Source organism: Bordetella genomosp. 6, from assembly GCF_002119705.1.
GTDB classification, from domain to species: domain Bacteria; phylum Pseudomonadota; class Gammaproteobacteria; order Burkholderiales; family Burkholderiaceae_B; genus Bordetella; species Bordetella bronchiseptica_F.
This window is the reverse complement of sequence record NZ_CP021107.1, coordinates 3,773,968-3,798,531: the sequence shown is the minus strand read 5'-3', so window position 1 is coordinate 3,798,531 and position 24,564 is coordinate 3,773,968. Positions and strand designations below refer to the sequence as shown.

The 24,564-nt window shown below is 69.4% G+C and carries 29 protein-coding genes; 18 read left to right on the top strand and 11 right to left on the bottom strand.

Features of this window, described 5'->3' with window-relative positions; genetic code table 11:
• Positions 1 to 26 precede the first annotated feature (26 nt).
• From CAL11_RS17875 to cyoD, 7 genes are all read left to right on the top strand, one after another.
• Positions 27 to 935, top strand: coding sequence for an SAM-dependent methyltransferase (locus CAL11_RS17875; protein WP_086093694.1), 909 nt, complete (start codon positions 27 to 29; stop codon positions 933 to 935).
• 198 nt (positions 936 to 1,133) lie between these two features.
• A complete protein-coding gene (locus tag CAL11_RS17870) occupies positions 1,134 to 2,345 on the top strand; it encodes an ATP-binding protein (protein ID WP_033460840.1) in 1,212 nt (403 codons plus the stop codon).
• Positions 2,342 to 2,896: a response regulator transcription factor gene (locus CAL11_RS17865; protein ID WP_033460838.1), complete on the top strand. Its 555-nt coding sequence runs from the start codon at positions 2,342 to 2,344 to the stop codon at positions 2,894 to 2,896. Before CAL11_RS17870 ends, CAL11_RS17865 begins: the two co-directional genes overlap by 4 nt.
• A gap of 208 nt (positions 2,897 to 3,104) precedes the next feature.
• Positions 3,105 to 4,019 carry a ubiquinol oxidase subunit II gene (cyoA, locus tag CAL11_RS17860; protein ID WP_086093693.1) on the top strand — a complete coding sequence of 305 codons (915 nt, stop codon included), beginning with the start codon at positions 3,105 to 3,107 and terminating at the stop codon, positions 4,017 to 4,019.
• Between the two features lie 3 nt (positions 4,020 to 4,022).
• Positions 4,023 to 6,002: a cytochrome o ubiquinol oxidase subunit I gene (gene cyoB, locus CAL11_RS17855; RefSeq protein WP_086094618.1), complete on the top strand. Its 1,980-nt coding sequence runs from the start codon at positions 4,023 to 4,025 to the stop codon at positions 6,000 to 6,002.
• 3 nt (positions 6,003 to 6,005) lie between these two features.
• The gene (cyoC, locus tag CAL11_RS17850; protein ID WP_033460832.1) at positions 6,006 to 6,617 is read left to right on the top strand and encodes a cytochrome o ubiquinol oxidase subunit III; all 612 of its coding nucleotides are present in this window, start codon (positions 6,006 to 6,008) and stop codon (positions 6,615 to 6,617) included.
• On the top strand, positions 6,617 to 6,964 hold the full coding sequence (cyoD, locus tag CAL11_RS17845; RefSeq protein ID WP_003809222.1) for a cytochrome o ubiquinol oxidase subunit IV: 348 nt from the start codon (positions 6,617 to 6,619) through the stop codon (positions 6,962 to 6,964). Before cyoC ends, cyoD begins: the two co-directional genes overlap by 1 nt.
• A gap of 113 nt (positions 6,965 to 7,077) precedes the next feature.
• Here cyoD and CAL11_RS17840 read toward each other — a convergent pair whose 3' ends face one another.
• Entirely contained in the window at positions 7,078 to 7,425 is a 348-nt protein-coding gene (locus CAL11_RS17840) for an ArsR/SmtB family transcription factor (protein WP_033460829.1), read from the bottom strand.
• A gap of 140 nt (positions 7,426 to 7,565) precedes the next feature.
• Here CAL11_RS17840 and CAL11_RS17835 point away from each other — a divergent pair, with 140 nt between their 5' ends.
• Positions 7,566 to 8,996, top strand: a complete 1,431-nt coding sequence (locus CAL11_RS17835) for an MFS transporter (protein WP_086093692.1) — start codon at positions 7,566 to 7,568, stop codon at positions 8,994 to 8,996.
• A gap of 31 nt (positions 8,997 to 9,027) precedes the next feature.
• Here the strand turns inward: CAL11_RS17835 and CAL11_RS17830 are convergent, their stop codons facing one another.
• From CAL11_RS17830 to CAL11_RS17805, 6 genes are all read right to left on the bottom strand, one after another.
• Positions 9,028 to 9,525, bottom strand: a complete 498-nt coding sequence (locus tag CAL11_RS17830) for a DoxX family protein (RefSeq protein WP_086093691.1) — start codon at positions 9,523 to 9,525, stop codon at positions 9,028 to 9,030.
• Positions 9,526 to 9,528: 3 nt separating this feature from the next.
• The gene (locus CAL11_RS17825; protein WP_033460823.1) at positions 9,529 to 10,284 is read right to left on the bottom strand and encodes an HvfC/BufC N-terminal domain-containing protein; all 756 of its coding nucleotides are present in this window, start codon (positions 10,282 to 10,284) and stop codon (positions 9,529 to 9,531) included.
• Positions 10,285 to 10,298: 14 nt separating this feature from the next.
• Positions 10,299 to 11,168: an MNIO family bufferin maturase gene (gene bufB, locus CAL11_RS17820; RefSeq protein ID WP_086093690.1), complete on the bottom strand. Its 870-nt coding sequence runs from the start codon at positions 11,166 to 11,168 to the stop codon at positions 10,299 to 10,301.
• A gap of 11 nt (positions 11,169 to 11,179) precedes the next feature.
• Positions 11,180 to 11,476, bottom strand: coding sequence for a BufA1 family periplasmic bufferin-type metallophore (locus tag CAL11_RS17815; RefSeq protein WP_086093689.1), 297 nt, complete (start codon positions 11,474 to 11,476; stop codon positions 11,180 to 11,182).
• Between the two features lie 135 nt (positions 11,477 to 11,611).
• Positions 11,612 to 11,815 (bottom strand): zf-HC2 domain-containing protein, encoded by a 204-nt coding sequence (locus CAL11_RS17810; protein WP_033457206.1) that lies wholly within the window; start codon positions 11,813 to 11,815, stop codon positions 11,612 to 11,614.
• The gene (locus CAL11_RS17805) at positions 11,802 to 12,368 is read right to left on the bottom strand and encodes a sigma-70 family RNA polymerase sigma factor (RefSeq protein WP_199576863.1); all 567 of its coding nucleotides are present in this window, start codon (positions 12,366 to 12,368) and stop codon (positions 11,802 to 11,804) included. The genes CAL11_RS17810 and CAL11_RS17805 overlap by 14 nt, the downstream gene beginning before the upstream one ends.
• Before the next feature lie 136 nt (positions 12,369 to 12,504).
• Here CAL11_RS17805 and CAL11_RS17800 point away from each other — a divergent pair, with 136 nt between their 5' ends.
• The 3 genes from CAL11_RS17800 to CAL11_RS17790 all read left to right on the top strand — a co-directional run bounded on the left by CAL11_RS17800 (position 12,505) and on the right by CAL11_RS17790 (position 16,785).
• Positions 12,505 to 12,942, top strand: a complete 438-nt coding sequence (locus CAL11_RS17800; protein WP_086093688.1) for a DUF2946 domain-containing protein — start codon at positions 12,505 to 12,507, stop codon at positions 12,940 to 12,942.
• Between the two features lie 163 nt (positions 12,943 to 13,105).
• The gene (locus CAL11_RS17795; RefSeq protein WP_086094617.1) at positions 13,106 to 15,304 is read left to right on the top strand and encodes a TonB-dependent receptor; all 2,199 of its coding nucleotides are present in this window, start codon (positions 13,106 to 13,108) and stop codon (positions 15,302 to 15,304) included.
• Positions 15,305 to 15,315: 11 nt separating this feature from the next.
• Positions 15,316 to 16,785 carry a PepSY domain-containing protein gene (locus CAL11_RS17790; protein ID WP_086093687.1) on the top strand — a complete coding sequence of 490 codons (1,470 nt, stop codon included), beginning with the start codon at positions 15,316 to 15,318 and terminating at the stop codon, positions 16,783 to 16,785.
• A gap of 2 nt (positions 16,786 to 16,787) precedes the next feature.
• Here CAL11_RS17790 and chrA read toward each other — a convergent pair whose 3' ends face one another.
• Positions 16,788 to 18,017 carry a chromate efflux transporter gene (gene chrA, locus CAL11_RS17785; protein WP_050458042.1) on the bottom strand — a complete coding sequence of 410 codons (1,230 nt, stop codon included), beginning with the start codon at positions 18,015 to 18,017 and terminating at the stop codon, positions 16,788 to 16,790.
• Positions 18,018 to 18,162: 145 nt separating this feature from the next.
• Between chrA and CAL11_RS17780 the strand changes: the two genes are divergently transcribed.
• Both CAL11_RS17780 and CAL11_RS17775 read left to right on the top strand, forming a co-directional pair.
• Positions 18,163 to 18,903, top strand: coding sequence for a peptidoglycan DD-metalloendopeptidase family protein (locus CAL11_RS17780; RefSeq protein WP_244172828.1), 741 nt, complete (start codon positions 18,163 to 18,165; stop codon positions 18,901 to 18,903).
• A gap of 121 nt (positions 18,904 to 19,024) precedes the next feature.
• A complete protein-coding gene (locus tag CAL11_RS17775) occupies positions 19,025 to 19,438 on the top strand; it encodes a VOC family protein (RefSeq protein ID WP_086093686.1) in 414 nt (137 codons plus the stop codon).
• A 7-nt stretch (positions 19,439 to 19,445) separates the two neighbouring features.
• Here the strand turns inward: CAL11_RS17775 and CAL11_RS17770 are convergent, their stop codons facing one another.
• Positions 19,446 to 19,898 carry a CopD family protein gene (locus tag CAL11_RS17770; protein ID WP_086093685.1) on the bottom strand — a complete coding sequence of 151 codons (453 nt, stop codon included), beginning with the start codon at positions 19,896 to 19,898 and terminating at the stop codon, positions 19,446 to 19,448.
• Positions 19,899 to 20,028: 130 nt separating this feature from the next.
• Here CAL11_RS17770 and CAL11_RS17765 point away from each other — a divergent pair, with 130 nt between their 5' ends.
• The 5 genes from CAL11_RS17765 (at position 20,029) to CAL11_RS17745 (ending at position 22,972) form a co-directional block, all read left to right on the top strand.
• On the top strand, positions 20,029 to 20,511 hold the full coding sequence (locus tag CAL11_RS17765; protein ID WP_086093684.1) for a YajQ family cyclic di-GMP-binding protein: 483 nt from the start codon (positions 20,029 to 20,031) through the stop codon (positions 20,509 to 20,511).
• 76 nt (positions 20,512 to 20,587) lie between these two features.
• Positions 20,588 to 21,112 (top strand): anti-virulence regulator CigR family protein, encoded by a 525-nt coding sequence (locus CAL11_RS17760; RefSeq protein WP_086093683.1) that lies wholly within the window; start codon positions 20,588 to 20,590, stop codon positions 21,110 to 21,112.
• A gap of 113 nt (positions 21,113 to 21,225) precedes the next feature.
• Complete coding sequence (locus tag CAL11_RS17755; RefSeq protein ID WP_086093682.1) at positions 21,226 to 21,594, top strand: COG4315 family predicted lipoprotein; 369 nt, start codon at positions 21,226 to 21,228, stop codon at positions 21,592 to 21,594.
• Positions 21,595 to 21,644: 50 nt separating this feature from the next.
• The gene (locus tag CAL11_RS17750) at positions 21,645 to 22,172 is read left to right on the top strand and encodes an RNA polymerase sigma factor (RefSeq protein ID WP_086093681.1); all 528 of its coding nucleotides are present in this window, start codon (positions 21,645 to 21,647) and stop codon (positions 22,170 to 22,172) included.
• Positions 22,169 to 22,972 carry an anti-sigma factor family protein gene (locus CAL11_RS17745; protein ID WP_086093680.1) on the top strand — a complete coding sequence of 268 codons (804 nt, stop codon included), beginning with the start codon at positions 22,169 to 22,171 and terminating at the stop codon, positions 22,970 to 22,972. Before CAL11_RS17750 ends, CAL11_RS17745 begins: the two co-directional genes overlap by 4 nt.
• A gap of 19 nt (positions 22,973 to 22,991) precedes the next feature.
• Here the strand turns inward: CAL11_RS17745 and hutG are convergent, their stop codons facing one another.
• Both hutG and CAL11_RS17735 read right to left on the bottom strand, forming a co-directional pair.
• Entirely contained in the window at positions 22,992 to 23,783 is a 792-nt protein-coding gene (hutG, locus tag CAL11_RS17740; RefSeq protein WP_086093679.1) for an N-formylglutamate deformylase, read from the bottom strand.
• A gap of 31 nt (positions 23,784 to 23,814) precedes the next feature.
• Positions 23,815 to 24,519, bottom strand: coding sequence for an SDR family oxidoreductase (locus CAL11_RS17735; protein ID WP_086093678.1), 705 nt, complete (start codon positions 24,517 to 24,519; stop codon positions 23,815 to 23,817).
• Between the last annotated feature and the right edge of the window lie 45 nt (positions 24,520 to 24,564).

The following is a 24,564-nucleotide window of genomic DNA, read 5'->3' as shown; positions in this document are numbered from 1 at the left end:
CGCCGGTTTTTTTTGTCCGGCCAGCCATGTCCCCATCTCCCATCATCTCGCATCGCGCGGCGTCGGCCGATCTGGCCGGCATGGTGCGCCAGGCCCGCCAGCGCATCCTCCTGCAAGGCAGCGTGCCCGGTTTCGACGTGGCGCGCCAGATCGAACTGCTGCACGGCCTGGCCGAGTCCGAGCTGGGGCGCTTCCTGCTGCTGTACCGCGGCCTGAACGCCGAATGGACCCATCGCCTGGTCACCCACCAGCCCGGCGGCGGCGAGCTCGCCCCGCTCGAGCGCATGTTCTACGAGCGCCTGCCGGCCGTGCTGGCCACGCGCGAACGCCATGGCCATTTCCGGCGGGCGCTGCAGCGGCACCTCCGCCCGGGTTGCGTGGTGGCGTCGGTGCCGTGCGGCTGGATGAGCGAATTGCTGGCGCTCGACTACGGCGCGTGCCCCGGCGTGCGGCTGATCGGCATCGACTGCGATCCCGAGGCCCTGGACGGCGCGGCGCGCCTGGCGGCCGGGCACCCGCTGGCCGGGCAGCTCGCCCTGCATCGCCAGGACGCCTGGGAGCTGGACACGCGCGAGGGCTTCGACCTGCTGGCCAGCAACGGCCTGAACATCTACGAGCCCGACGACGCGCGGGTCACCGAGCTCTACCGGCGCTTCTGGCAGGCCCTCAAGCCGGGCGGCGTGCTGGTCACCAGCTTCCTGACCCCGCCGCCGGCGCTGTCGCCCGATTCTCCGTGGGACATGCAGGCGATCGATCCGCACGACCTGCAACTGCAGCAGCTGGTGTTCACGCGCCTCATCCAGCCGCGCTGGAACGCCCTGCGCACCCACGCCCAGACGCGCGGCCAGCTCGAGGAAGCGGGCTTCACCGACCTGCGCTTCGAGGACGACCGGGCGCGGCTGTTCCCCACCGTGATCGCCCGCAAGCCGGACTGACGCCGGTAACAGGGACGCATGGTGGCCGGCGCGCCGGCGGGGCCGCGCGGATCACACTACAATAGGCGCCGTCCCTGCCGGGACGCCCACGACGCGCCGCCTTGCAGGCCTGCGCGCCCATCCCGGGCCATGCCTGCCGCCGCCCGGGAAACCGCCGCCGCGGATCGCCGCGATCCGCGCTCCCTCCGTAGTCTTGATATGTCCGGTAGTTCCGCCCTTTCATTCCTGCGCACGCTGTGCAGTCTGCGCTGGCTGGCCATTGCCGGCCAGGCGGTCACCATCGTGGCGGTCAGCAGCGTGCTGGAGCTGGACCTGCCGCTGCGGCCGCTGTGGCTGGGCGTCCTGGTCCTGGTGGCGTTCAATCTCTATGCCAGCTGGCGGCTGCGGCGCCTCTCGGACGTGTCCTATGTCACGGCGTTCGCGCACCTGCTGGTGGACATCGGCGTGCTGGCGTGGATGGTGGGCTGGAGCGGCGGGATCACCAACCCGTTCGGCCTGATGTTCCTGATCCTGACCGCGCTGGCGGCGCTGGCGCTGCCCAGCAACTGGGCCCTGGCCACCGGGCTGGCCAGCCTGGCGGGCTACACGCTGGCGGCGATTTTCGGCCAGCCGCTGCGCCACGAGGACACCTACACGCTGCTGCTGGGCGGGCTGGCGTTCAACTTCGTGATCTCGATAGGCGTGGTGCTGTATTTCTCGACCCGCCTGGCGGCCGACATGCGCGCGCGCGAGCGCGAGCTGGCCGCGCTGCGCGAACGCTTTACCCGCAACGAAGGGATCGTGGCGCTGGCCACCCACGCCGCGGCCATGGCGCACGAACTGAACACGCCGCTGGCGACCATGACGCTGCTGGCCGACGAGATCGCCGCCCAGGCCAGCACGGTGGACCTGCGCAACGATGTCGACACGCTGCAGCAATTATTGACCCTGTGCCGGGAACGTATCCGCAATCTCGCGGTCCCAACCGAGGTCGATCTGGTGCGCGTGGTGGGGCAGTGGCGGCTGGTGCGGCCCACGGTGGACCTGCACCGCACCGGTTCGCTGCCCGCCAGCCTGCGGGTCGATCCCGCCATCGCGCACCTGCTGCAGGCGTTGCTGAACAACGCCGCCGACGCGGGCGAGGCGGCCGGCGAGCCGCGCGTGGACCTGCGGCTGGACTACCGCGACGGCGTCCTGACCGGCGAGGTCAGCGACCATGGCGCGGGTTTCGACCCCAGCCACACGCTGCTGCCGGCCACCAGCCTGTTCAACAGCGGCAAGCCCGGCGGGCTGGGCGTGGGGCTGGCGCTGTCGCACGCCACCGTCGAGCAGCTGGGCGGCGCCATGACCATGACCGCGGCCGAAGGCGGCGGGGCGCGCATCCGTTTTACTTTACCGCTCGGCCTGGGCCGGGCATCCGCGAAGCCATGAATCTATCCGAACCGGGACTCCTGATCGACGACGACGAGCTGTACCTGCGCACCCTGCAGCGCAGCCTGGCGCGCCAGGGCCTCGAAACCCGCACCGCCGCCAGCATTGCCGAGGCGCTGCGCGTGGCCGAGGACATCCGGCCTTCCTTCGCGCTGGTGGACCTGCGCCTGGGCGAGGAAGACTCCGGCCTGACGCTGATCCGTCCGCTGCGCGCGCTGCGGGCCGACATGCGCATCCTGCTGGTGACCGGCTACGCCAGCGTGGCCACGGCGGTCGAGGCCATCAAGCGCGGCGCCGACGATTACCTGCCCAAGCCCGCCACCGCGCCCATGATCCTGCGCACGCTGGGCCTGCTGAAGGCAGACAACGTTACGATTGAATCCACCATGACGCCGTTGCACCGCCTAGAATGGGAGCACATCCAGCAGGCGCTGTCCGAAACCGGCGGCAATGTATCGGCGGCCGCGCGCCTGTTGGGCATGCATCGCCGCTCGCTGCAGCGCAAGCTGGCCAAGAAGCCAGGCCCGGAGCGCGAAGCGCAGCTTGATTGAAATCAAGTGGTGCGACATTTTGTCGCACTTGGCGCAGCCGGCCGCGCGCCGCCGCGGCAGGGCCAGCCGTACGGTTTGTGCACTGCAATGGTGCATCCGGCCCCCGACTGTGCGACTTTCTGTCGCATCCCACACCTCCACGTACTGCCTAACATAGGAAGGTTTGCTGCTGCGCAGCACCTCTTTCCCACATCGTAGAAGGCTGTACGTGAAACACCCCCACCTTGCGACCATCGCGCGCACGCTCGGCGTCGGCGCGGTCCTCCTGCTTGGCGGCTGCACCCTGGAAGTCCTGTCTCCCAAGGGAGACATCGGCGCCCAGGAAAAGACGCTCATTCTCACCGCCCTCGGGCTGATGCTGATCGTCGTGGTGCCGGTCATCCTGATGACGCTGTACTTCGTCTGGAAATATCGCGAGGGCAGCGTGCACGCGCAGCGGGAATACGCGCCCAAGTGGTCGCACTCGAACGCCATCGAGGCGGTGGTCTGGACGGTGCCCTGCATCATCGTGGCCATCCTGGCCGTGCTGACCTGGAAGTCCTCGCACGCGCTCGACCCCTACCGCCCGATCGAATCGGACGTCAAGCCGGTCAACATCGACGTGGTGTCGCTGGACTGGAAGTGGCTGTTCATCTACCCGGACTACGACATCGCCACGGTCAACGAGATCGTCTTTCCGGTCGACGCGCCGGTGCAGTTCCGCATCACCTCCGCGTCGGTGATGAACTCGTTCTTCATCCCCCAGCTGGGCAGCCAGATCTACTCGATGGCCGGCATGGAGACCAAGCTGCACCTGATCGCGCGCGAAGCCGGCACCTACGACGGCCTGTCGGCCAACTACAGCGGCGCCGGCTTCTCGGGCATGCGCTTCAAGGCCATCGCCACGACGGACCAGGGCTTCGAGGACTGGATCGCCAAGATCCGCGCCACCGACAACCCGCTGACGCCCCAGGCCTACGCCGATCTGGCCAGGCCGAGCGAGCGCACGCCGGTGACCCTGTACTCGACCACGCCCACGGGCATGTTCGATTTCATTATGCATAACCAGATGAGTAAGCTGGCCGGCGTTGACCCGTTCAACTGCACGCCCGCGACCAAGAATCTGATCGCTACCGCGGAGTAATTGATGTTCGGGAAACTCTCTCTAGAGGCCATTCCGTTCCATGATCCCATCATCATGGGCACGATGGTCGTCGTCATCCTGGGGGGCGCCACCCTGCTGGGGGCGATCACTTACTTCGGTAAGTGGAAATACCTGTGGACCGAATGGTTTACCTCGGTCGATCACAAGAAGATCGGCATCATGTACATCATCGTGGCCCTGGTGATGCTGCTGCGCGGCTTCGCCGACGCCATCATGATGCGCACGCAGCAGGCCGTGGCCTCGGCCGACTCGGCCGGCTTCCTGCCGCCGCACCACTACGACCAGATCTTCACGGCCCACGGCGTCATCATGATCTTCTTCATGGCGATGCCGTTCATCACGGGCCTGATGAACATCGTCGTGCCGCTGCAGATCGGCGCGCGCGACGTGGCCTACCCGTTCCTGAACTCGCTCAGCTTCTGGCTGTTCATGGTCGGCGTGGTCCTGCTGATGCTGTCGCTGTTCGTGGGCGAATTCGCCGCGACCGGCTGGCTGGCGTATCCGCCGCTTTCGGGGCTGGACTACAGTCCGGGGGTAGGGGTCGACTACTACCTCTGGGCCCTGCAGCTATCAGGGCTGGGCACGACACTGAGCGGCATCAACTTCATCGTCACCATCATGAAGATGCGCGCGCCCGGCATGGCGCTGATGAAGATGCCGGTGTTCACCTGGACGGCGCTGGTCACCAACATCCTGATCGTGGCCGCCTTCCCGGTGCTGGCCGCCACGCTGGCCCTGCTGACGCTGGACCGCTACCTGGACATGCACTTCTTCACGAATGACCTCGGCGGCAACGTGATGATGTATGTCAACCTGATCTGGATCTGGGGCCACCCGGAGGTGTACATCCTGGTCCTGCCGTGTTTCGGCGTGTTCTCGGAAATCGTCGCCACCTATTCGAAGAAGACCCTGTTCGGCTACAAGTCCATGGTCTACGCGACCGCCTCGATCGGCGTGCTCTCGTTCCTGGTCTGGCTGCACCACTTCTTCACCATGGGCGCGGGCGCCAACGTCAACGCGTTCTTCGGCATCATGACGATGATCATCTCCATCCCCACGGGCGCGAAGGTGTTCAACTGGCTGTTCACCATGTACCGCGGCCGGGTGGAGTTTTCGCTGCCCATGCTGTGGACCATCGGTTTCATGATCATCTTCGTCATCGGCGGCATGACCGGCGTGCTGATGGCCATCCCCGCCGTGTCGTTCGTGCTGCACAACAGCCTGTTCCTGGTCGCGCACTTCCACAACACCATCATCGGTGGCGTGGTGTTCGGGTGCATCGCCGGCATGGTGTACTGGTTCCCCAAGGCCTTCGGCTTCAAGCTGAACGAGCGCCTGGGCAAGTACTCGTTCTGGTTCTGGTTCGTCGGCTTCTTCCTTACCTTCACGCCGATGTACATGCTGGGCTTCAAGGGCATGACCCGTCGCCTGAACACCTACGACAACCCCGAGTGGCAGCCCTACCTGCTGGTGGCGCTGGTCGGCGCGACCCTGATCATGCTGGGCATCTTCTTCCTGCTGCAGCAGGTGTTCGTCAGCATCCGCGACCGCAAGGAAAACATGGACGTCACGGGCGACCCGTGGGGCGGCCGCACGCTGGAGTGGTCCACTTCCTCGCCGCCGCCGTTCTACAACTTCGCCCACGTGCCGCACATCGACTCGCTCGACCAGTTCTGGGAAGACAAGGAAAACGGCCGCGCCTACCAGCGTCCGGCCAAGTACGAAGACGTGCACATGCCGCGCAACACCGCCGCGGGCATCTATATCGGCGCCTTCGGCCTGGCGATGTCCTTCGGCCTGATCTGGCACATGTGGTGGCTGGCCATCGTCGGCTTCCTGGGCATGATCGTTTCCTTCGTGGTGCGCTCGTATGACCGCGACGTCGATTACTACGTGCCCGCCAAGGAAGTTGAAGAGATCGAAAACGCTTACTTCGGAAAGTTGCAGCAGAAGGCTGCCTGAACCATGACCAACGCCGTAGCTACCCATCCTCACGCCGGTGACCATCACGGTCACCACGACGATGGATCCAAGACCGTCCTCGGTTTCTGGATCTACCTGATGAGCGACTTGCTGATCTTCTCGGTACTGTTCGCGACTTTCGCCGTGCTCTCCAGCGCCACCGCTGGCGGGCCTGGCGGCAAGGACCTGTTCGACCTCTCGTTCGTCCTGGGCGAGACCATGCTGCTGCTGGTCAGCAGCTTCACCTTCGGCATGGCCATGCTCAACCTGCACGCAGGCAACAAGGGCAAGGTCATCGCCTGGCTGTGGGTCACGTTCCTGTTCGGGGCGGGGTTCATCGTCATGGAGGTGTACGAGTTCCATCACCTGCTCAGCATCGGCGCCGGTCCGCAGACCAGCGCCTACCTGTCGGCGTTCTTCACGCTGATCGGCACGCACGGCCTGCACGTCACGTTCGGCCTGATCTGGATCCTGGTGATGATCCACATGCTCAGCCGCTATGGCATCGACCCGATCACCACGCGTCGCCTGTCCTGCCTGAGCCTGTTCTGGCACTTCCTGGACATCGTCTGGATCTGCGTTTTCACCTTCGTTTACCTGATGGGAGCCCTCTGATGTCGCACGCGGTTACCTCCGAGGACCACGGCCACGCCGATCATGGCAGCCTGAAGTCCTATCTGATCGGTTTCGCGATCTCGCTGGTCCTGACCTTCGGTTCGTTCGGCCTCGTGATGGCGGGCACCGTGCCGCGCGGCATCGCGCTGGCCGGCGTGGTCGTCCTGTGCGTGGCCCAGCTGCTGGTGCAACTGGTGTTCTTCCTGCACATGGGCGGCTCGAAGAAGCAGCGCGACAACGTCACGACGTTCGTGTTCACCATCCTGATCATCGCCATCATCGTGGGCGGATCGGTGTGGGTGCTGCACAACATGAACGCCAACATGATGCATCCCATGCCGGGCTGATCCGGACATCGATGCAAAAGGCCGGCGCCATGGCGCCGGCCTTGTTTCGCCGACCAACCCCCTGGCTTGCCGGGGGGTTGTCGTTTGCGGGGGCGGGCAGCGGGGCCGCCGGCTCAGCGCTGCGCCAGGTTCCTCGCCGTGGTTTCCTCGGTCAGCGCGTCGTTGCGCACGGCGCCCAGCAGCGTGTCGAGCAGGCCGGGAAAGCGCGCATCCAGGTCATCGCGGCGCAGCGACAACAGGTTCTCCCGTCCATTGGGCCGCTGCCAGATGACCCCGCTGTCGCGCAGCACGCGCCAGTGATGGGTCAGCGTGGATTTGGGGATGCCCTGCAGCACGGCGCTGCACGAGCATTCCCCGCCGGCCGCCAGCGCGCGCACCACGGTCAGGCGCAGCGGGTTGCCGAGCGCGTTCAGTACGTTTTCCAGGCGGATTTGCCCGCGGTCAGGGTGGTTGGGAAGCATGCCGGCAGTCTATTCCATGGTACGCGTATCTACAAACCAACGCGGTTCATCGGTTTTGCGGATTTTTATTGTTCGATTGTCCTCGTACTATTATAGTACGTATGTTTTCGTACTATCGAACTCTATCTGGAGAATCGTCCATGCCTTCCCTTTCCGCCGCGGGCGCCCATCGTTCGCTGGGCTGGAGCCTGGCGCTGCTCGCCTTCGCCCAACTCATCTACTCCCTGGATATCAACATTGTGTTCGTGGCCTTGCCGGAGATCGGCGCGGGCCTGGGCTTTTCCGAGCAGACCCTGCAATGGGTGGTGAGCGCCTATACGGTGTTCTGCGGCGGCTTCCTGCTGCTGGGCGGGCGCGCGGTCGACCTGCTGGGCCAGCGGCGCATGTTCATCGGCGCGCTGTGGCTGTACGCGTTGTCGTCGCTGGTCGGCGGGCTGGCCTGGAGCCCGGCGGTCATCGTGATCGCGCGCGCGGTGCAGGGCATCGGCGCCGCGCTGCTGTTTCCGTCCACGCTGTCGTTGATCAACCGCCTGTTCGAGGAAGGCCCGTCGCGCAACCGCGCGCTGGCGATCTGGGGCGGCGCCGGCGCCAGCGGCCTGACGCTGGGGTCGCTGGCCGGCGGCGTGCTGACCAGCGCCTATGGCTGGCCGTCGGTGTTCTTCGTCAACGTCCTGCTGGCCGGCATCGCCATCGTGGCGGCGTTTCTGGTGATCCCCAAGGATGCCCCGCGCGCAGCGCGGCGCGGCTTCGATATGCCGGGCGCGCTGACGGCGACGGCGGGGGCCACGCTGCTGGTCTATGCCCTGGTGCAGGGGCCGGAGGACGGCTGGCTGGCCACGCCGATATTCGCGTCGCTCGCACTGGCCGCCGTGCTCCTGCTGGCCTTCGCGGTGATCGAGTCGCGCAGCCGCGACCCCTTGATGCCGATGCGGCTGTTCGGCAACCGCAGCCTGGTGGTGGGCATGATCCTCACGTTCATATTCATGGGCACGTTCGGTGCGTTGCCGTACTTCCTGACGCTGCTGTTCCAGAACGTGCAGGGCTACAGCGCCTTGCAGACCGGACTGGCCTTCATCGTGCCGTCGCTGGCAATTTTCCTCGGCACGCAGTTCGGGGCCCGGCTGGCCAACCGGCTGTCCACGCGCAATACGCTGGTCGCGGGTTTCGTGACCGGCATCGCCGGTACGCTGGCGCTGGCGCCCGCCGCTTTCGTCGGCGCATCCTATGCGCTCATCCTGCCCGGCCTGGTCGTCTCGGGCATCGGGCAGGGCATCGCCTGGACCGCCATGTGGATCGTCGCGGCCTCGGGCGTGGCGCACCACGAGCAAGGCATTGCCTCGGGCATGGCGTCGACGACGCTGAACGTGGGCAACGCCATCGGCATCGCCGTGCTGGTGGCCTACGCCAACCGCGGCATCGGCGGGCTGCACGGCGATGCGCTGCGCGCAGGCCTGGCCACGGGCGCGCAGCATGCCTTCTACCTGGCGGCGGCCGGGCTGGTGCTGGGCCTGCTGGTGTCGCTGGCGTACTCGCCCAGGGCCGGCGCCGGCGCCCATGTCGGCACGGCCTGAGCAGGCCCGGCCGCCACAGGCTCCGGCGGCGTCAGGCCTGGCGCCGCGCGCAGCGGCGCGCCAGCCAGGCGTCCAGCGAGATGCTGCCGGGGCCGCGCGCGACCAGGTACAGCAGCACCGTGGCCCATACGCCATGCGTGGCGTAGGCATCCGGATAGACGAATGTCTGTATGGTCAGGGTCATCAGCAGCAGGCCGAGCGCCGACCATCGGGTGGCCAGCCCCAGGATCAGCAGGACGGGCAGGAGGTGCTCGGCGCCGGCCGCCAGCAGGGCGGCCAGCCCGGGAGACAGCAGCGGCACCTGGTATTCCTCGCGAAACAGGCTGACGGCCGATTGGCTCAGCATGGGCCAGCCGAGGTCGAATTCGCCGGCCAGTACGTTGACGGCGAATCCTTCGACCTTGGTCTGGCCCGACAGCCAGAAGGTGGCGGCGATCGAGCAGCGTCCCAGCAGGGCGATCAGGCAGTGCGGGATCCGCTCGAAGCAGCGGATGGCATGGGCGTGCAGGCGGCAGGCGAAACGGGGCATGGCTTATTCCTCGATGGAGATGATGGCGCCGTGACGGATCAGCAGCGCCAGGAGACGGTCCAGCGCCAGGCCGGGATCGGCGGCCTGGCCGTGCGCGGCGCCTAGCGGCAGGCCGGCGCGCAGGGCGCGCACGAAGGCGGCGGCGCTGGCCGCCAGCGGGATCGCGAGCACCGCGCCGGCGGGGTCGCGCAGCACCAGCGCGCCTTGCGCGGCATACGGGTCGACCTCGGCGATGCCGAGCGCGCCCTGGTGCGCCGCCCACAGCGCATGGATGGCGTAGGGCGAGGCCAGCGCGCGCGCGGCCGGATGCAGGCGCAGCCGCGCGGCGGCGGGCTCGCTCAGGGCGGCGATGCGCGCGCCGGCCGCGGCCGCGTCCAGCGCGACGGCGTCCGCGGCGTAGTAGGCCCGCACGCGCAGGTATTCCAGCCGCGCCATGTCGGCCAGGTAGGGCACGCCGGCGGCCGGCGCATGGGCGGCCACGAAGGCGGCGAACGCGCCGCCGTAGCGGGCCAGCACGGGGCTGCGCGGCAGCCGCCGCGCCACATAGGCGTGCGCCATGGCATGGAAGAAGTCCGGCCCGACCAGTGCCCGGCAAACCGGGAAGGTGTCGGCCAGCGCCTGGATCAGCGAGGCCACGACATTGTTGCGGTAGATGGCGTAGCGTTGCGCCGGGTCGGCGCCGCCGGCGCGGCGCAGCCCGGGCGGGCAGGGCGCCAGCGGGTCCAGCAGGGCGCGGGCGAAGGCGGCCTGGGGATGCATGCGCGCCGCCGGGATCAGGCCGCCAGGGCCAGGCCGCGCGCCAGGCAGGCGGCGACGCGGCCGGTTTCGGCCAGCAGTCCGGCCAGCGGCGGAATGTTGCCGTCGCGCTCGAGCAGCGTGGCCACCGGTCCGGTCAGGGCCAGGGCGTATTCGTACAGATCCCAGACCGCTTCGTCCACGGGTGCGTCATGGCTGTCTATCAGCACGGTACGGCCATGGGCATCGCGCTGCCGGGCGTGGCCGGCGAGATGGATCTCGCCCACCGCCGCCAGCGGCAGGCGCGCCAGGTAGGCGCGCGCGTCGAAGCCGTGGTTGAGCGCGCTGACGTACACGTTGTTGACGTCCAGCAGCAGCCCGCAGCCGGTGCGCGCGACCAGTTCGCACAGGAACTGCGCCTCGTCGATGTGCGAGGCCTCGAAGCGCACGTAGGTGGCGGGGTTCTCGAGCAGGATGGGCTGGCCCAGGCATTGCTGGAACTGGTCGATGTGGGCGCAGACGCGGCGCAGCGCCGCGTCGTCGTACACGATGGGCAGCAGGTCGTTGAAATAGCGGCCATCGTGGCGCGACCAGGCCAGGTGCTCGGAGATGCTGTCGGGCGCGTAGCGGCGCTGCAGCTGGCGGTGCCCCGCCAGCAGGCGCGCATCGAGCGGATCGTGCCCGCCCAGCGACAGCCCGACCCCGTGCACCGAGATGGCGTAGCGCTCGCGCAGCCACGCCAGCTGCGCGTGCGCGGGCCCGCCGGGCACCATGTAGTTCTCGGCGTGGATCTCGAAGAATCCGAGGTCGGGCGGCTGTTCGAGCAGGGCGGCATAGTGCTCGGGCTTGAAGCCCAGGCCTGCCCGGGCGGGCAGGCCTGGCGCCGGACGAGACGCGCGCGTGGGCATGGCCGGGAGGCTCAAGACCCGGTCTTGACTTCCTTGAATGCCTGCCGCTGGCCGAAGCCGGTGGGGGAGGTGGGCGACTTGATTTGTTCGCACGTGCCTTTCGGAACCTGCTTCCATGCATTGCCTTGGTAGTCGATCTTCGAGGTGCCCGCGCAAGTGGTGCCGGCGCCGGCCTTGCAGTCGTTCTTGCCCTTGAGCGCCACGCCGTAGCATTTCTCCATGTCGTCGGCGTGGGCGGCCGGGGCGGCCGCCAGGACGGCGGCGCTGCTCAGGGCCAGGGTGAGCATGGCGGTGGTGGATTTCTTCATGAATGAGCTCCGTAAAGTGAAGAACACGGCGTACGGTGGCGCGCCGGGATGGCGCGCACGCGCAGTGTGCGCGGACCGTATCGGCTAGTCGCGCGAGCCGGTGCTTTTCTTACAGGCCGCGGCCGGGCATGTCAGTCACGGGCAAGCCGGCGGATCGCCGGACTCGTCGTCCCCGGGGTAGCGCTGCGCCATGCGGCGCAATGCCGCCAACTGGCGGCGGAAGGCGCGGCAGCCCGGACACAGCGGCAGATGCAGGCGCAGGGCAAGGCGCTCGCCGGCCGTCAGGCGGCGCTCCAGGGCATCGGAGGCCAGTCGGGTGGCTTGCCTACATGTGATCATCGGACCTCGCCTCGCGGGCGAACCAGCGCATCTCCAGACAGCTGCGCAGGCGCAGCCGGGCGCGATGCAGCGTGACGTGCAGCGCGCTGACCGTCATGGCCAGGCGCTGGCAGATCTCGCTGCTTTCGAAGCCCAGGTACTCGCGCATCATGAACACCCGCGCGCTGTGGGCGGGCAGGCGCGCCAGGCAGGTGTCGAATACGTGCCAGAACTGCTTGCTGGCCATGGACTCGTCAGGCGCGGCCCAGGCGGCCGGGCGGGTGTACGGGTGCCATTCGCCATCGGCGCCGAAGCAGGCGTCCAGCACGCCGGCCTCGTCGTCGCCGCCGGCCAGGTCGGCCAGCGCCACCAGGCGCGACTGGCGCCGGATCTGGTCGACGATCTTGTGCTTGAGTATGCCGAACACCCAGCGCTTGTAGCCGGCGCTGTCGCAAGGCGCGCCGCGTTCGGCCAGCGCAGCCGCCAGGCTTTCCTGCACGACGTCCTGGGCGGTCTGCGCGTTGCCCAGCTGCACGCTGGCGAAACGCAGCATCTGCGCGTGAAAGGCGGACAACCATCGCGTATCGGCGCAGGGCGGGTTTGTTGTCATGGCGCGAAATTCTGCAAGGCAAGCGCGCGGCGGGCAAGATGACGCGATTGTCAGAAGATTGTGCGCGAGTGTGGGAAACCGCTGTTTATAATCCTGGACCATGATCCAGATCGGCTCGCGCTCTCGTCGCCTGCTTGCCAGGCCGCTCGCATGGATCGCCTTGCTGGCGATCCTGTGGGCCGCCTGCGCGCCGCTGCTGATGCAGCTGGCGCCGCAACGGCATGCGCCGCAGGCGCTGTCGGTCGACTATTGCACCGAGCAGGGGACGGCGACCGTGACGGTGCCGCTGCTGCTGGCCGACGCGGTCCAGGCCGATGACCAGGATGGCCATGGCGCGCATCACGATGGCCTGGGCCACCTGGAACATTGCCCGTTCTGCCGCCATGCGCAGGGCGACCTGGCCCTGTTGCCGGTGATGCCGCGCGTGCAGCCGCTGCCGGCGCGCGCGATTTCCTATCCTCCCCTCTATTACGTTGCCCGGGCGTCGCAGCATGCCTGGACCGGCGCGCAGCCGCGCGCCCCGCCCGCCGCCGCCTGAGCGCGGCAGGCTTTTCGCGGCTTGCGCCGCGCTCACACGCTCCGAGACCAGCGCCCACGGCCAGCCGTGCCCGTCCGCCTTGCGGCCAGGCCGGCGGCGCGCCGCGCGCTGCCCGTCATCGACATGCCCGCCGGCCGCCGGCGCGGCGCCACAACGTGTGATCATGAAACAGACTTCCCTTTACTACGCCACCCTGGGCCTGGCCGGACTGGCGCTGGCCGCGCCCGCGCGCGCGCAGGAGCAATCGCTTCCCGTCCAGCTCGCGCCCGTGGTCGTGCATGGCGCGCCCGAGGCCAACGGCCCGCTGGATCTCGACGCGGTCGACAGCACCGGCAGCCGCCTGGGCCTGACCCTGCGCGAGACGCCCGCCTCGGTGACCGTCATCAACCGCGAGCAGATCGAGGCGCGTGGCGCGCTCGACACGCAGGAAATCGCCCGCGGCATCGTCGGCGTGGACAATGCCTCGCCGCCCGGCTCGGCCGGTTCGGTGAGCTACCGCGGTTTCTCGGGTTCGCAGGTCAGCCAGTTGTTCAACGGCATTTCGGTGCAGTACGACGTGGTCGCCGCGCGTCCGATCGACAGCTGGATCTACGACCGCGTCGAAGCCATCGGCGGGCCGTCCAGCTTCCTGTTCGGCGCGGGCGCGGTGGGCGGCGCCATCAACTACGTGACCAAGGTGGCGCAGCGCGATACGTTCTACGACGGCCAGCTGCGCCTGGGTTCGTACGGCGCGCGCCAGGCATCCGTGGGCCTTAACCGGCAATTGGCCGGCGAGCCGGGCGGGCGCGGCCAGTACCTGCGCATCGACGCCAACGCCAACGCGAGCGACGGCTGGGTCGACGGCAATCGCTCGCACGCCGAGCAGGTGGCGGCCTCGCTGCTGTCGGACCTGGGCGAACGCGTGACCCATACGCTGGCGCTGGAGTACCAGCACGAGACGGTGCACCGGCCTTACTGGGGCACGCCGCTGACCACCGATGGCGACGGGGTGGTGCGCGGCGAAGGGCACATCCGCGGCGGGACGCGCTTCAAGAACTACAACGTCGACGACGGCCGGTACGAGCAATCGGTGTGGTGGCTGCGTTCGCTGACCGAGTGGCAGGCCAGCGACCGCCTGAGTTTGCGCAATACGCTGTACTACTACCGCGCCGACCGCGATTTCCAGAACCTCGAGACCTACCGCTACAACCTGGGCAACAGCCAGGTGCTGCGCTCCGGCGCGTTGCTGCAGCGCCACGAGCAGCGCCTGCTGGGCAACCGCATCGAAGCCCTGTACCACGGCAGCCTGGGCGGCCTGCGCAGCGACTGGTCGTTCGGCGCCGACTACAGCGTCAACCGCCAGACGCGCTACCCCACCAGCGTGGCCGGGCAAGTCGACAGCATCGACCCGTACGAGTTCGATCCGGGCGAGTTCTACGACATCCCGGGCATGCGGCGTGGCCACGTGCCTGACCGCGACAACAAGGTGCGCACCCTGGCCTTCATGCTGGAGAACCGCACCGAAGTGGGCGGCGGGGTCGCGCTGGTGACGGCGCTGCGGCACGACATCATCGACCTGGACCTGACCAACCGGCGCGCGGCCAGCGCGGCGTCGCCCGGGCATGCCTCGCGCCGCTACAACCCGACCACCGGCCGCGTCGCCGTCAACTGGGAAGTCAGCCCCGGCGCGACCCTGTACGCGCAATACGCCACCGCCGCCGATCCGCCGTCCGGCGTGCTGTCGACCGCGACCTTCGCCGATGTGCTGAACAACGACAAGCTGACCACCGGCACGCAGGTCGAGGCCGGCGGCAAGTTCGCGTTCTGGGACGGCCGCGGTACGGCGACGGTGGCGGTCTACGAGATCAAGCGCAAGAACCTCGCCACGCCCGATCCGCTCAACCCCGGCAGCAGCCTGCCGGTGGGCAGCCAGTCGGCCCGCGGCCTGGAGCTTGCGGGCGGATTGCAGTTGACCCGCGCCTTGTCGCTGCAGGCCAACCTGGCGCTGGTTGATCCCCGCTATGACGATTTCTCGCAGAACGTCGGCGGGGTGGCCGTCTCGCGCAATGGCAAGGTGCCGGTCAACACGCCGCGCCGGCTGGCCAACGTGTGGCTGGACTACGCCTTCGCGCCCGATTGGCGGGCCAGCCTGGCGGCGCGCCACGTGGGCAAGACCTATGCCGACGCGGCCAACACGGTGTGGGCGCCGGCCTATACCGTGTTCGACGCGGCGCTGTCGCATCGCATCGACCGCCATTTCAGCGTGACGGCGCGGGTGCGCAACCTGACCGACAAGGTCTACGCCGCCAGCGTCACCGGCGCGCCCATGTACTACCTGGGCGCGCCGCGCAGCGTCGAACTCGCGCTGCAGGCGCGCTTCTGAGGGGGCCGGCGATGACGACCCTGGTCTCGCGCGCGAAGCGCTGGCTGTATTTGCTGCACCGCTGGATGGGCGTGGGCCTGTGCCTGCTGTTCGTGCTCTGGTTCGCATCCGGCGTGGTGATGATGTATGTCGGCTATCCCAAGCTGACGCCGGCCGAGCGCTTGGCGCACCTGCCGCGGCTCGATGCCGCGCAGGTGCGGCTGGGCCCGGCGCAGGCCTTGCGCGCCGCGGGCCTGGAGCAGGCCGCCGAGATCCGCCTGGCCGCCAGCCGGGCCGGGCAGCCGTTCTACGCGGTCGTGCCGGCGGCGGGCGGCCGAACGTTGCAGGTGGACGCGGCCAGCGGGCAATTGGCGGGGCGGGCCACGCCGGCGCAGGCCAGAGCCAGCGCGCTGGCGTACTTCGGCGATCGCCATGCGGCCCGCGAGGGCGGCATGGTCGACGAGGACGCCCACACCCACACGCGCACGCTGGATGCGCATCGTCCGCTCTATGTGTTCGAGATGGACGATCCGGCCCGCACCCGCCTGTATGTGTCGTCGTCGACCGGCGAGGTGGTGCGCGACGCGCCGCGCCTGGAGCGCGGCTGGAACTACGTGGGCGCCTGGCTGCACTGGCTGTATCCGCTGCGCGGCGCGTATTGGCACGACATCGTGGTGTGGCTGTCGGTGCTGGGCGTGGCGCTGACCGTCAGCGGCACGGTGGTGGGCCTGTGGCGCTGGCGTTTCGCGCGCCCTTACGCCAGCGGCAGCCGTTCGCCTTACCGCGAGCGCTTCATGCGCTGGCATCACATCGCCGGGCTGCTGTTCGCCGCGACCACGCTGACCTGGATATTCAGCGGCCTGATGTCGATGAATCCATGGCAGGTGTTCGGCGCGCGCGCCACGCAGCTGGACCGCGCGGCGTATCGCGGCGGTCCGCTGCAGGCCGGCAACCTGCCGGCCGAGCCCGCCGCGGCCATGCCGGCGCGCGAACTGGTGTGGACCCGCGTGGCCGGCCAGACGCTGCTGCGGGTATATGGCGCGGCGGGCGCGCCGGCGCTGCGCACGGCCGACGGCGCGGCCCCGCAGGCGCTGGCGCCGGCCACGCTGAGCGCGGCGCTCGGACGGCTGTTGCCGGGCCAGGCGCCGCCGCGCATCGAGGTGCTCGACGGCTACGACAGTTACTACTACGCGCGCGCGCCGCACACCATGCTGGGCCACGTGGAAAAGCCGCTGCCGGTATGGCGGGTCGTCTATGACGATCCGCCCGGCACCTGGCTGCACGTCGATCCGCGCAGCGGCGAGATACTGGGCAGCCTGGACCGGCCGCGCCGCGTCAGCCGCTGGCTGTTCGCCTTCCTGCACAGCTGGGATTGGCTGCCGCTGCTGCAGCGCCGTCCGGCCTGGGACGCGGTGCTGATCGTGCTGAGCCTGGGCGGGCTGTTGCTGAGCGGGGCGGGCGTGGTGATCGGCTGGCGGCGCGTGGGCCGCAAGCTGCGCTGAGCTCAGCCGGCCAGCGCGCCGGCGGCGGCGCACAGCGCGACGATGGCCAGCGGCGGCAGCCGGCCCCAGGCCAGCAGGCCGAAGGCGCCGGCGGCGATGGCGAAATCCGGCCGGCTGGCCACCGCGCCGGTCCAGACCGGATCGTACAGGGCCGCCAGCAGGATGCCGACCACGCCGGCGTTGACGCCGGCCAGCGCCGCGCGCACCGCCGGCCGGCCGCGCAGGACGTTCCAGAACGGCAGCGCACCCACGAGCAAGAGCGCGCCGGGCAGGAAAATCAGCACCGTGCAGGCCAGCGCGCCAGGCCAGCCGCCCAGCGGGGCGGGCAGCAGCGCGCCCAGGAAGGCGGCAAAACTGAACAGCGGACCGGGCACGGCCTGGGCGGCGCCATAGCCGGCCAGGAACGCGGCCTGCGACACCTCGCCGCCGGGCACCACCGCGGCCTGCAGCAAGGGCAGCACGACGTGCCCGCCGCCGAATACCAGCGCGCCGGCGCGATAGAAACCATCGGCCAGCTGCCAGGCGGACGAGCCGCTGGCCGCCGCCCACAAGGGCAGGCCCGCCAGCAGTACGGCAAACAGCAGCAGGGCGCACAGGCCGGTGCGCCGGCCCACGCCCGTGGCCAGCGCCGCGCCGGCCGGAGCGGGCAGGGCGGGCAGCAGCCGCCAGCCGGCCAGCCCGCAGGCCAGCATGATGCCGACCTGCATCCAGGCCGCGGGCAGCAGCAGCGCCGCGATGGCCGCGCCCAGGGCCAGCGCCTGGCGCGCGCGGTCGGGGCACAGGCTGCGGCCCATGCTCCAGACGGCCTGCGCCACCACGGCGACGGCGGCCAGTTTCAGCCCATGCAGGGCGCCGGAGGCGGCCAGGCCGTCGAGGCGGCCCAGGCCCAGCGCGAACGCCAGCATGAACAGCGCCGAGGGCAGGGTGAAGGCGATCCAGGCGGCCGCCATGCCGGCCCAGCCGGCGCGCGCCAGCCCCAGCGCCATGCCGGTCTGGCTGCTGGCCGGACCGGGCAGGAACTGGCACAGCGCCACCAGCTCGGCGTAGGCGGCGTCATCGAGCCAGCGGCGTCGCTGCACGAACTCGTGGCGGAAATAGCCCAGATGGGCCACCGGGCCGCCAAACGAGGTCAGGCCCAGGCGCAGGAAGGCGCCGAAGACCTCGCCCACGCCGCCGGCCCTGGCTTGCGAGGGCGGCGTGCAAGGGGCGGGCGGGCGTGGCGTGGCGGGCATGGGCGAGGCGGTCCTGTGGCGTGAAACCGCTAGGATACGCAAGCCGCGCGGCTTGCGCAGCGCAGCATCGGGCAATTTCTTGGTACCCTTGGGCATCGCGCGCCGCGCGCCGCCCATCGCCGACCCTGTTTTGCCGCCTCTTTCAGTGCCCCGAATCGCGTGTTTCCGCCAGCCATCCGAGCCCCCAGCGGCCGGCAGGCGGCTGTGGCGCCCGCTGCGCGCGCTGCTGGCGGCGCTGGCGCTGGCGCTGCTGGCCGCCTGCGGATCGACCTCGGGCGGCAGCGGCGGCGCTTTCTACCGCGTGCAAAGCGGCGATACGCTGCACAGCATCGCCCGCAAGCACGGCCAGAGCGTCAGCGACCTGGTGCGCTGGAACAAGCTGGCCAACGCCAACCGCATCGAGAAGGGGCAACTGCTGCGCGTCAAGCCGCCGGGCAGCGGCGGCAGCGCCAGCCCGCCGCCGCGCGCCGCCGGCAAGAGCGCCGGCCAGGCGCCGGCCAAGCCGGCCGCGCCGATACGCGGCATTACCCTGGTGTGGCCGGCCGACGGCAAGGTCACGCGCCACTTCAACGGTTCCAGCGTCCTGGGCATCACCATCGCCAACAGCGCCGGCACGCCGGTGGTGGCGGCCGCCGGCGGCACGGTCGCCTACGCCAGCAATGGCTTGCGCGGCTACGGCAATCTGGTCATCGTGCGCCACGACGGCAGCTTCCTGACCATCTACGCGCACAACCGCAAGCTGCTGGTCAAGCAGGGCCAGCGCGTGTCGCAGGGCCAGCGGATCGCCGAGATGGGCGACACCGACAGCAGCCAGGTCAATCTGTATTTCGAACTGCGCCGCGACGGCAAGGCCGTCAACCCGGCCGGCGCCTTGCCCCGCCGCTGACATGAATCGTCATCTGGGTGCAATCCCGGGGGTGCCGGGCGCGCCTTGTCGTCGTAAGCTGTAGCGGGTGCCGCCATGCAGCCCGCGCGGCGCATGCCTTCATGTTCGACCAAGGAAAACCATGGCGACCGAAATCTATGTCAATCTGCCGGTCGCGGACCTGCCGCGGTCCGTCGCGTTCTTCAAGCAACTGGGCTATGCGTTCAATCCGCAGTTCACCGACGAGAACGCCACCTGCATGATCGTGGACGACAACATCTACGTGATGTTGCTGGTCGAGCCGTTTTTTCAGACCTTCACGCCCAAGGCCGTGTGCGACGCGCACACGCAGACGGAAGTGCTGCTGTGCCTGTCGATGGACAGCCGGGCCGAGGTCGATCGCATGGTGCGGCGCGCCGTGGCGGCTGGCGGCAAGACCTACAACGAGGCCAAGGACCACGGGTTCATGTACCAGCACGGTTTCCAGGACCTCGACGGCCATATCTGGGAGCTGGTCTACATGGACCCGACCGCCGCGCCGCCGCAGGGCGACTGAGGCGGCCTCAGGCCAGCATCAGCACGGCCAGGATCACGACGGCCAGCGCCAGGTTGAAGGCCACCCAGCCCCGTATCCGCGCCATGGCGGCGCCGCCGGCCGGCCAGTCCTGCGCGGCCACGGCGCCGGCCAGCCGGCGAAACAGCACGTAGCGCACGTGCACGAACACCAGCGCCATGAGCACGCCCAGGCCGGCCATGACGTGCCAGCCGACGGGCGGACGGCCCAGGCCGGCGCCCATCGCCTGCGCCATCATGACGGCGCCGGTGGCCAGGACGACCAGCACCGCGTACTGGGTGGCGCGCAGGAACCGGCCCAGCACGTCGTGCATCAGGCGCAGGCGCGCCGGCGGCTCCAGCGCCGCCACGGCCGGCCGCAGGAAACAGTGCGCGAACGCCATGCCGCCCACCCAGAGGATGATGGACAGCAGGTGCAGGAATTTCAGGCTGGCATAGAGCATTACGGGTTCCTTGTCGTGAGGCGGGGAAAGCAGGCCGCGAGGGTTTCATGCCACAATGCCGGGCATTGGCGCCGGCCGCACGTGGCCGTGCCGCCGATCATGTATCCGTCTTTTTTACAGGACCCGCGCCATGCCCAGCTTCGATGTTGTTTCCGAGGTCGACAAACACGAATTGACCAACGCCGTCGACCAGGCCAACCGCGAACTGTCCACCCGTTTCGATTTCAAGGGCACCAATGCCAGCTTCGAACTGGAGGGCTACGTGGTTACCCAGGTCGCGTCCAGCGCGTTCCAGCTCAGGCAGATGCTGGATATCCTGCGCGGGCGCCTGTCTGCACGCAGTATAGACGTGCGTTGCATGGACGTGGCCGACCCGCTCGAAAACCTGGGCGGCGCCCGGCAGAAAGTGACCATCAAGCAGGGTATCGAGCAGGCCATCGCCAAGAAGCTGATCGCGGCCATCAAGGCCAGCAAGATCAAGGTCGAGAGCCAGATCAACGGCGAGAAGCTGCGCATCACCGGCAAGAAGCGCGACGACCTGCAGGCTGTCATCGCGCTGCTGCGCAAGACCGACGTCGACCTGCCGCTGCAATTCGAGAACTTCCGCGATTGAGTCCACGGGGTGCCTGTCCGTTCGGGGACAGGCACCCGACTGATAGATGCTTCATTCTTGCGAGTGAGAGGTCGAGATGCAAAAAACGTCGGTTTTCGCCGCGCTGGCGTGCGCCCTGTCGATCGCGCTGGCCGTCCCGGCCTGGGCGGCGCCGCCCGAGGGCAAGGGCAACAGCGGCCAGGGAAACAGCGGCAAGGGCAACAATGGCAAGGGCAATAGCGGCAAAGGCAACAGCGGCAAAGGCAACAGCGGCCAGGGCAACAACGGCAGCAACGGCAAGGGCAACAGCGGCAAGGGCTCCGGCGACGGCGGCGTCAGCATCGAACTGCGCCACGCCGGCATCACGATTTCCACGGCGCGCGGCTACGCGGTCGAGTACGGGGTTACCGGATACGGCTCGCTGCCGCCGGGCATCCGCAAGAACCTGGCGCGCGGCAAGCCGCTGCCGCCCGGAATCGCCAAGAAGGCCGTGCCGCCATCCATGCTGGCGCGCCTGCCGGCCTATCCCGGCTACGAATGGCGCGTGGCCGGCTCGGACCTGATCCTGGTGGCGCTGGCCACCGCGGTGGTGGCGGACGTGCTGGCGGACGTGTTCCGCTGAGCTTTTCGCCAGGCGTCTGTCCCCGGATGGAGGCTGGCGCCGGCCGGCGGGAATAATCGGCCATGCGTTATCGTCTGTAGTGGTGATGTACCCACCTCACCAGGAGATTCGCCATGAGCATCCGCCATACCGCCGCACTGTTGCTGGTTTCCTCCCTCTACGCCGGGGCCGCCCTGGCCCAGGCGCCCGCCATGGAAAAGGGCGGGATGCTGGTCGACGCCAAGGGCATGACGCTGTATACGTTCGACAAGGACGCCGGCGGCAAGAGCGTCTGCAATGACCAATGCGCCAAGAACTGGCCGCCCCTGATGGCCGCCGGCGACGCCAAGGCCCAGGGCGACTGGAGCGTCGTCAAGCGCGACGACGGGTCCAGCCAGTGGGCCTACAAGGGCAAGCCGGTCTATCTGTTTGCCGCGGACGCCAAGCCGGGCGACATGACGGGCGACAACAAGAACAACGTCTGGCACGTGATCAAGCCGTGAGGCCGCGCGGACCGGGCGCGGTGGCCGGGCCGCGGCGCGGCTGACGGCGCATGCGCCCCGAAGACGAGGCCCTGATCGTGGCCTGCATCCCCAGCCTGCGCCGCTACGCGCGCGGGCTGACGGGCGAGCGCGACCGGGCCGACGACCTGGTCCAGGACACGCTGGAGCGTGCCTGGGGCCGGTTTTCGCGCTGGCAGCGGCGCGGGGAGCTGCGCGCCTGGATGTTCGGCATCATGCACAATCAATTCATCGACAGCCTGCGGGCGCAGAAGCGCCAGCCCGACTACGGGGCCGAGACCGAGATCCCGGAGCTGCCCGTGCGCGCGACCCAGGCCGACCGGCTCGAAGTGCGCGACCTGGACCGGCACCTGCAACGGTTGCCGGCGGACCTGCGCGCGGTGCTGTTGCTGGTGGCCGTCGAGGAGTTCACCTACCGCGAGGCCGCGCAGGTGCTGGAGGTGCCGATAGGCACTGTCATGTCCCGCCTGTCGCGCGCCCGCGAGCGCCTGGCCGCGTTGCTGCAGGCGCGGGCCGAGGCGCCTGCCGCCAGTCCCGTCCAGCGGATCAGAGCCACATGAGCGAGCACCCGTTCCACGTTCTCGATGTTCCCGGCGCGCCGATCGGCGAGGCCGACCTGCACGCCTATGCGGACGGCCAGCTGGGCGACGCGCGCCGGGCGGAGGTCGCGGCTTTCCTGGCGGCCCACCCCGAGGCGCATGCGCGGGTGGAGGGCTGGCGGCGCCAGAATGCCGGCCTGCGCGCCTTGCTCGACCCGGTGCTGGAAGAGCCCTTGCCCTTGCGCCTGCCGCTGGCGCCGCCGCCGGCGCGCTATCGCTGGGGCATGCTGGCGGCCGGGGTGGCGATCGCGGTGACCAGCGCCAGCGCCGCCTGGCTGGTGCGCGGCGAGCTCGACGCGCGCCAGGCCGTGGCGCAGCGCCAGGCGGCGGCCGAAGGCATGGTGTTCGCGCGCCGCGCCGCGGTCGCGCACGCGGTCTATGCGGCCGACGTGCGCCGGCCGGTCGAGATGGGCGCCGAGCAGGAGCAGGCCCTGGTGACTTGGCTGACGCGCCGCCTGGGCGCGGCCGTGCACGCGCCCAACCTGGCGGCGGCCGGCTATCACCTGATGGGCGGGCGCCTGCTGCCGGGGGGGCAGGGGCCGGTGGCGCAATTCATGTACGGCGGGCCCGGGGGCCAGCGCCTGACCCTGTACGTGACCCGCGAGGCGCAGGGCGACCAGACCGCGTTCCGCTTTACGCAGGACGGTCCGGTGCGGGTGTTCTACTGGGTCGAGGGCAAGTTCGGCTATGCCCTGTCGGGCGAACTGGAGCGCGACGCGCTGCTGAAGGTGGCGCAGGAAGTCTATCGCGAGCTGGGCTAGGCGGCGCGCGCCGCCGCCCTCAGGCGTGCCAGGCCAGCAGCGCCGCGACCAGCGTTTCCAGCACCTGGCGCAGAGGTTCGGCGCGCTCCGGCTGCCAATGGAACGGCGCTTGTTCGGTCATGTAGGCCGACAGCGCCATTTCCAGCTGCAGGGCGTGATAGCCCTCGGCCGGCCGCCCGTAGTGGCGGGTGATCCAGCCGCCTTTGAAGCGTCCATTGACCGCCGTGGTGAAGCCGTCGGCCTGCAAGGCCCGCGCGGCCGCGTCCTGCAGGCCGGGCGGGCAGCTGGCGCCGTCGGCGGTGCCCAGGTTCAGGTCGGGCAGCTTGCCGTCGAAAAAGCGCGCGCAGTGCGAAATGATGGAGTGCCCGTCCAGCAGCACCGCATAGCCGTGGCGCGCATGCACGCGCGCCAGTTCGGCGGCCAGCTGGGCATGGTAGGGGTCGAAGTACCGGCGGCGGCGCGCCGCGACGTCGAGCAGCGGGTGGCCGGCGGCCTCGTCCTTCCAGACCGGGCCGCCGTCAAAGCGCGTGGTGGGACACAGCTCGGTGTTGGAGGCGCCCGGATACAGCACGCCGCCGTCGGGATCGCGGTTCAGGTCGATGACGTAGCGCGAGTGGGTGGCCGCCATCAGCGTGACGCCGCGCGCGCGCACGAAATCGTACAGGCGGTCGACGTGCCAGTCGGTGTCGGGCACGCCCAGCGCCTCGGCCTGCATCAGCGGACGCAGTTCGGCCGGCACCCAGGTGCCGACGTGGGGGATGTTGACGACCAGCGGCGCGTCGCCGCGGGTCAGGGTATAGAGCGTGCTCATGGTCGGATCGGATGGGAAAGGGCGGCCGCGCTCAGACCGAGCGCGTGATGCCGCCGTCGATGCGGATGTTCTGGCCGGTGATGTAGCCGGACTGCGGCGAGGCCAGGAAGGCGATCAGGTCGGCCACCTCCTCGGCGCGGCCATAGCGGCCCATCGGAATGCGCGCGCGGCGGTCTTCCTTTTCGGGCAGGCTGTCGATGAAGCCGGGCAGCACGTTGTTCATGCGCACGTTGTCGGCGGCGTACTGGTCGGCGTACAGCTTGGCGAAGGCGGCCAGCCCGGCGCGCAGCACGCCCGAGGTCGGAAACGCCGCCTCGGGTTCGAAGGTGGCGTAGGTGGAAATATTGACGATGCTGCCGCCGCCCTGCTCGCGCATGACGGGGGTGACCAGCCGGGCGATGCGCACCACGTTCAGCAGGTAGTAGTCCATGCCCGCGTGCCAGCCGGCGTCGTCGATTTCCAGCAGCGCGCCCTTGGGGCCGTGGCCGGCGCTGTTGACGACCGCGTCGATGCGGCCCCAGCGCTGCAGGGTGGCGTCGACCAGCGCCCGCAGGTCGGCCGGCTCCAGGTTGGAGCCGGTCATGCCCAGGCCGCCCAGCTCGGCGGCCAGCGCCTCGCCCTTGCCCGAGGAGGAGAGAATGGCGACCCGAAAGCCGTCGGCGGCCAGCCGGCGCGCCGCCGCGGCGCCCATGCCGCTGCCGCCGGCGGTGACGATGGCTGTTTTTTCCGTGCTCATGGGCGTCTCCTGGGGATGTCCGAGCAGGCTATTTGAGCAGGCGCG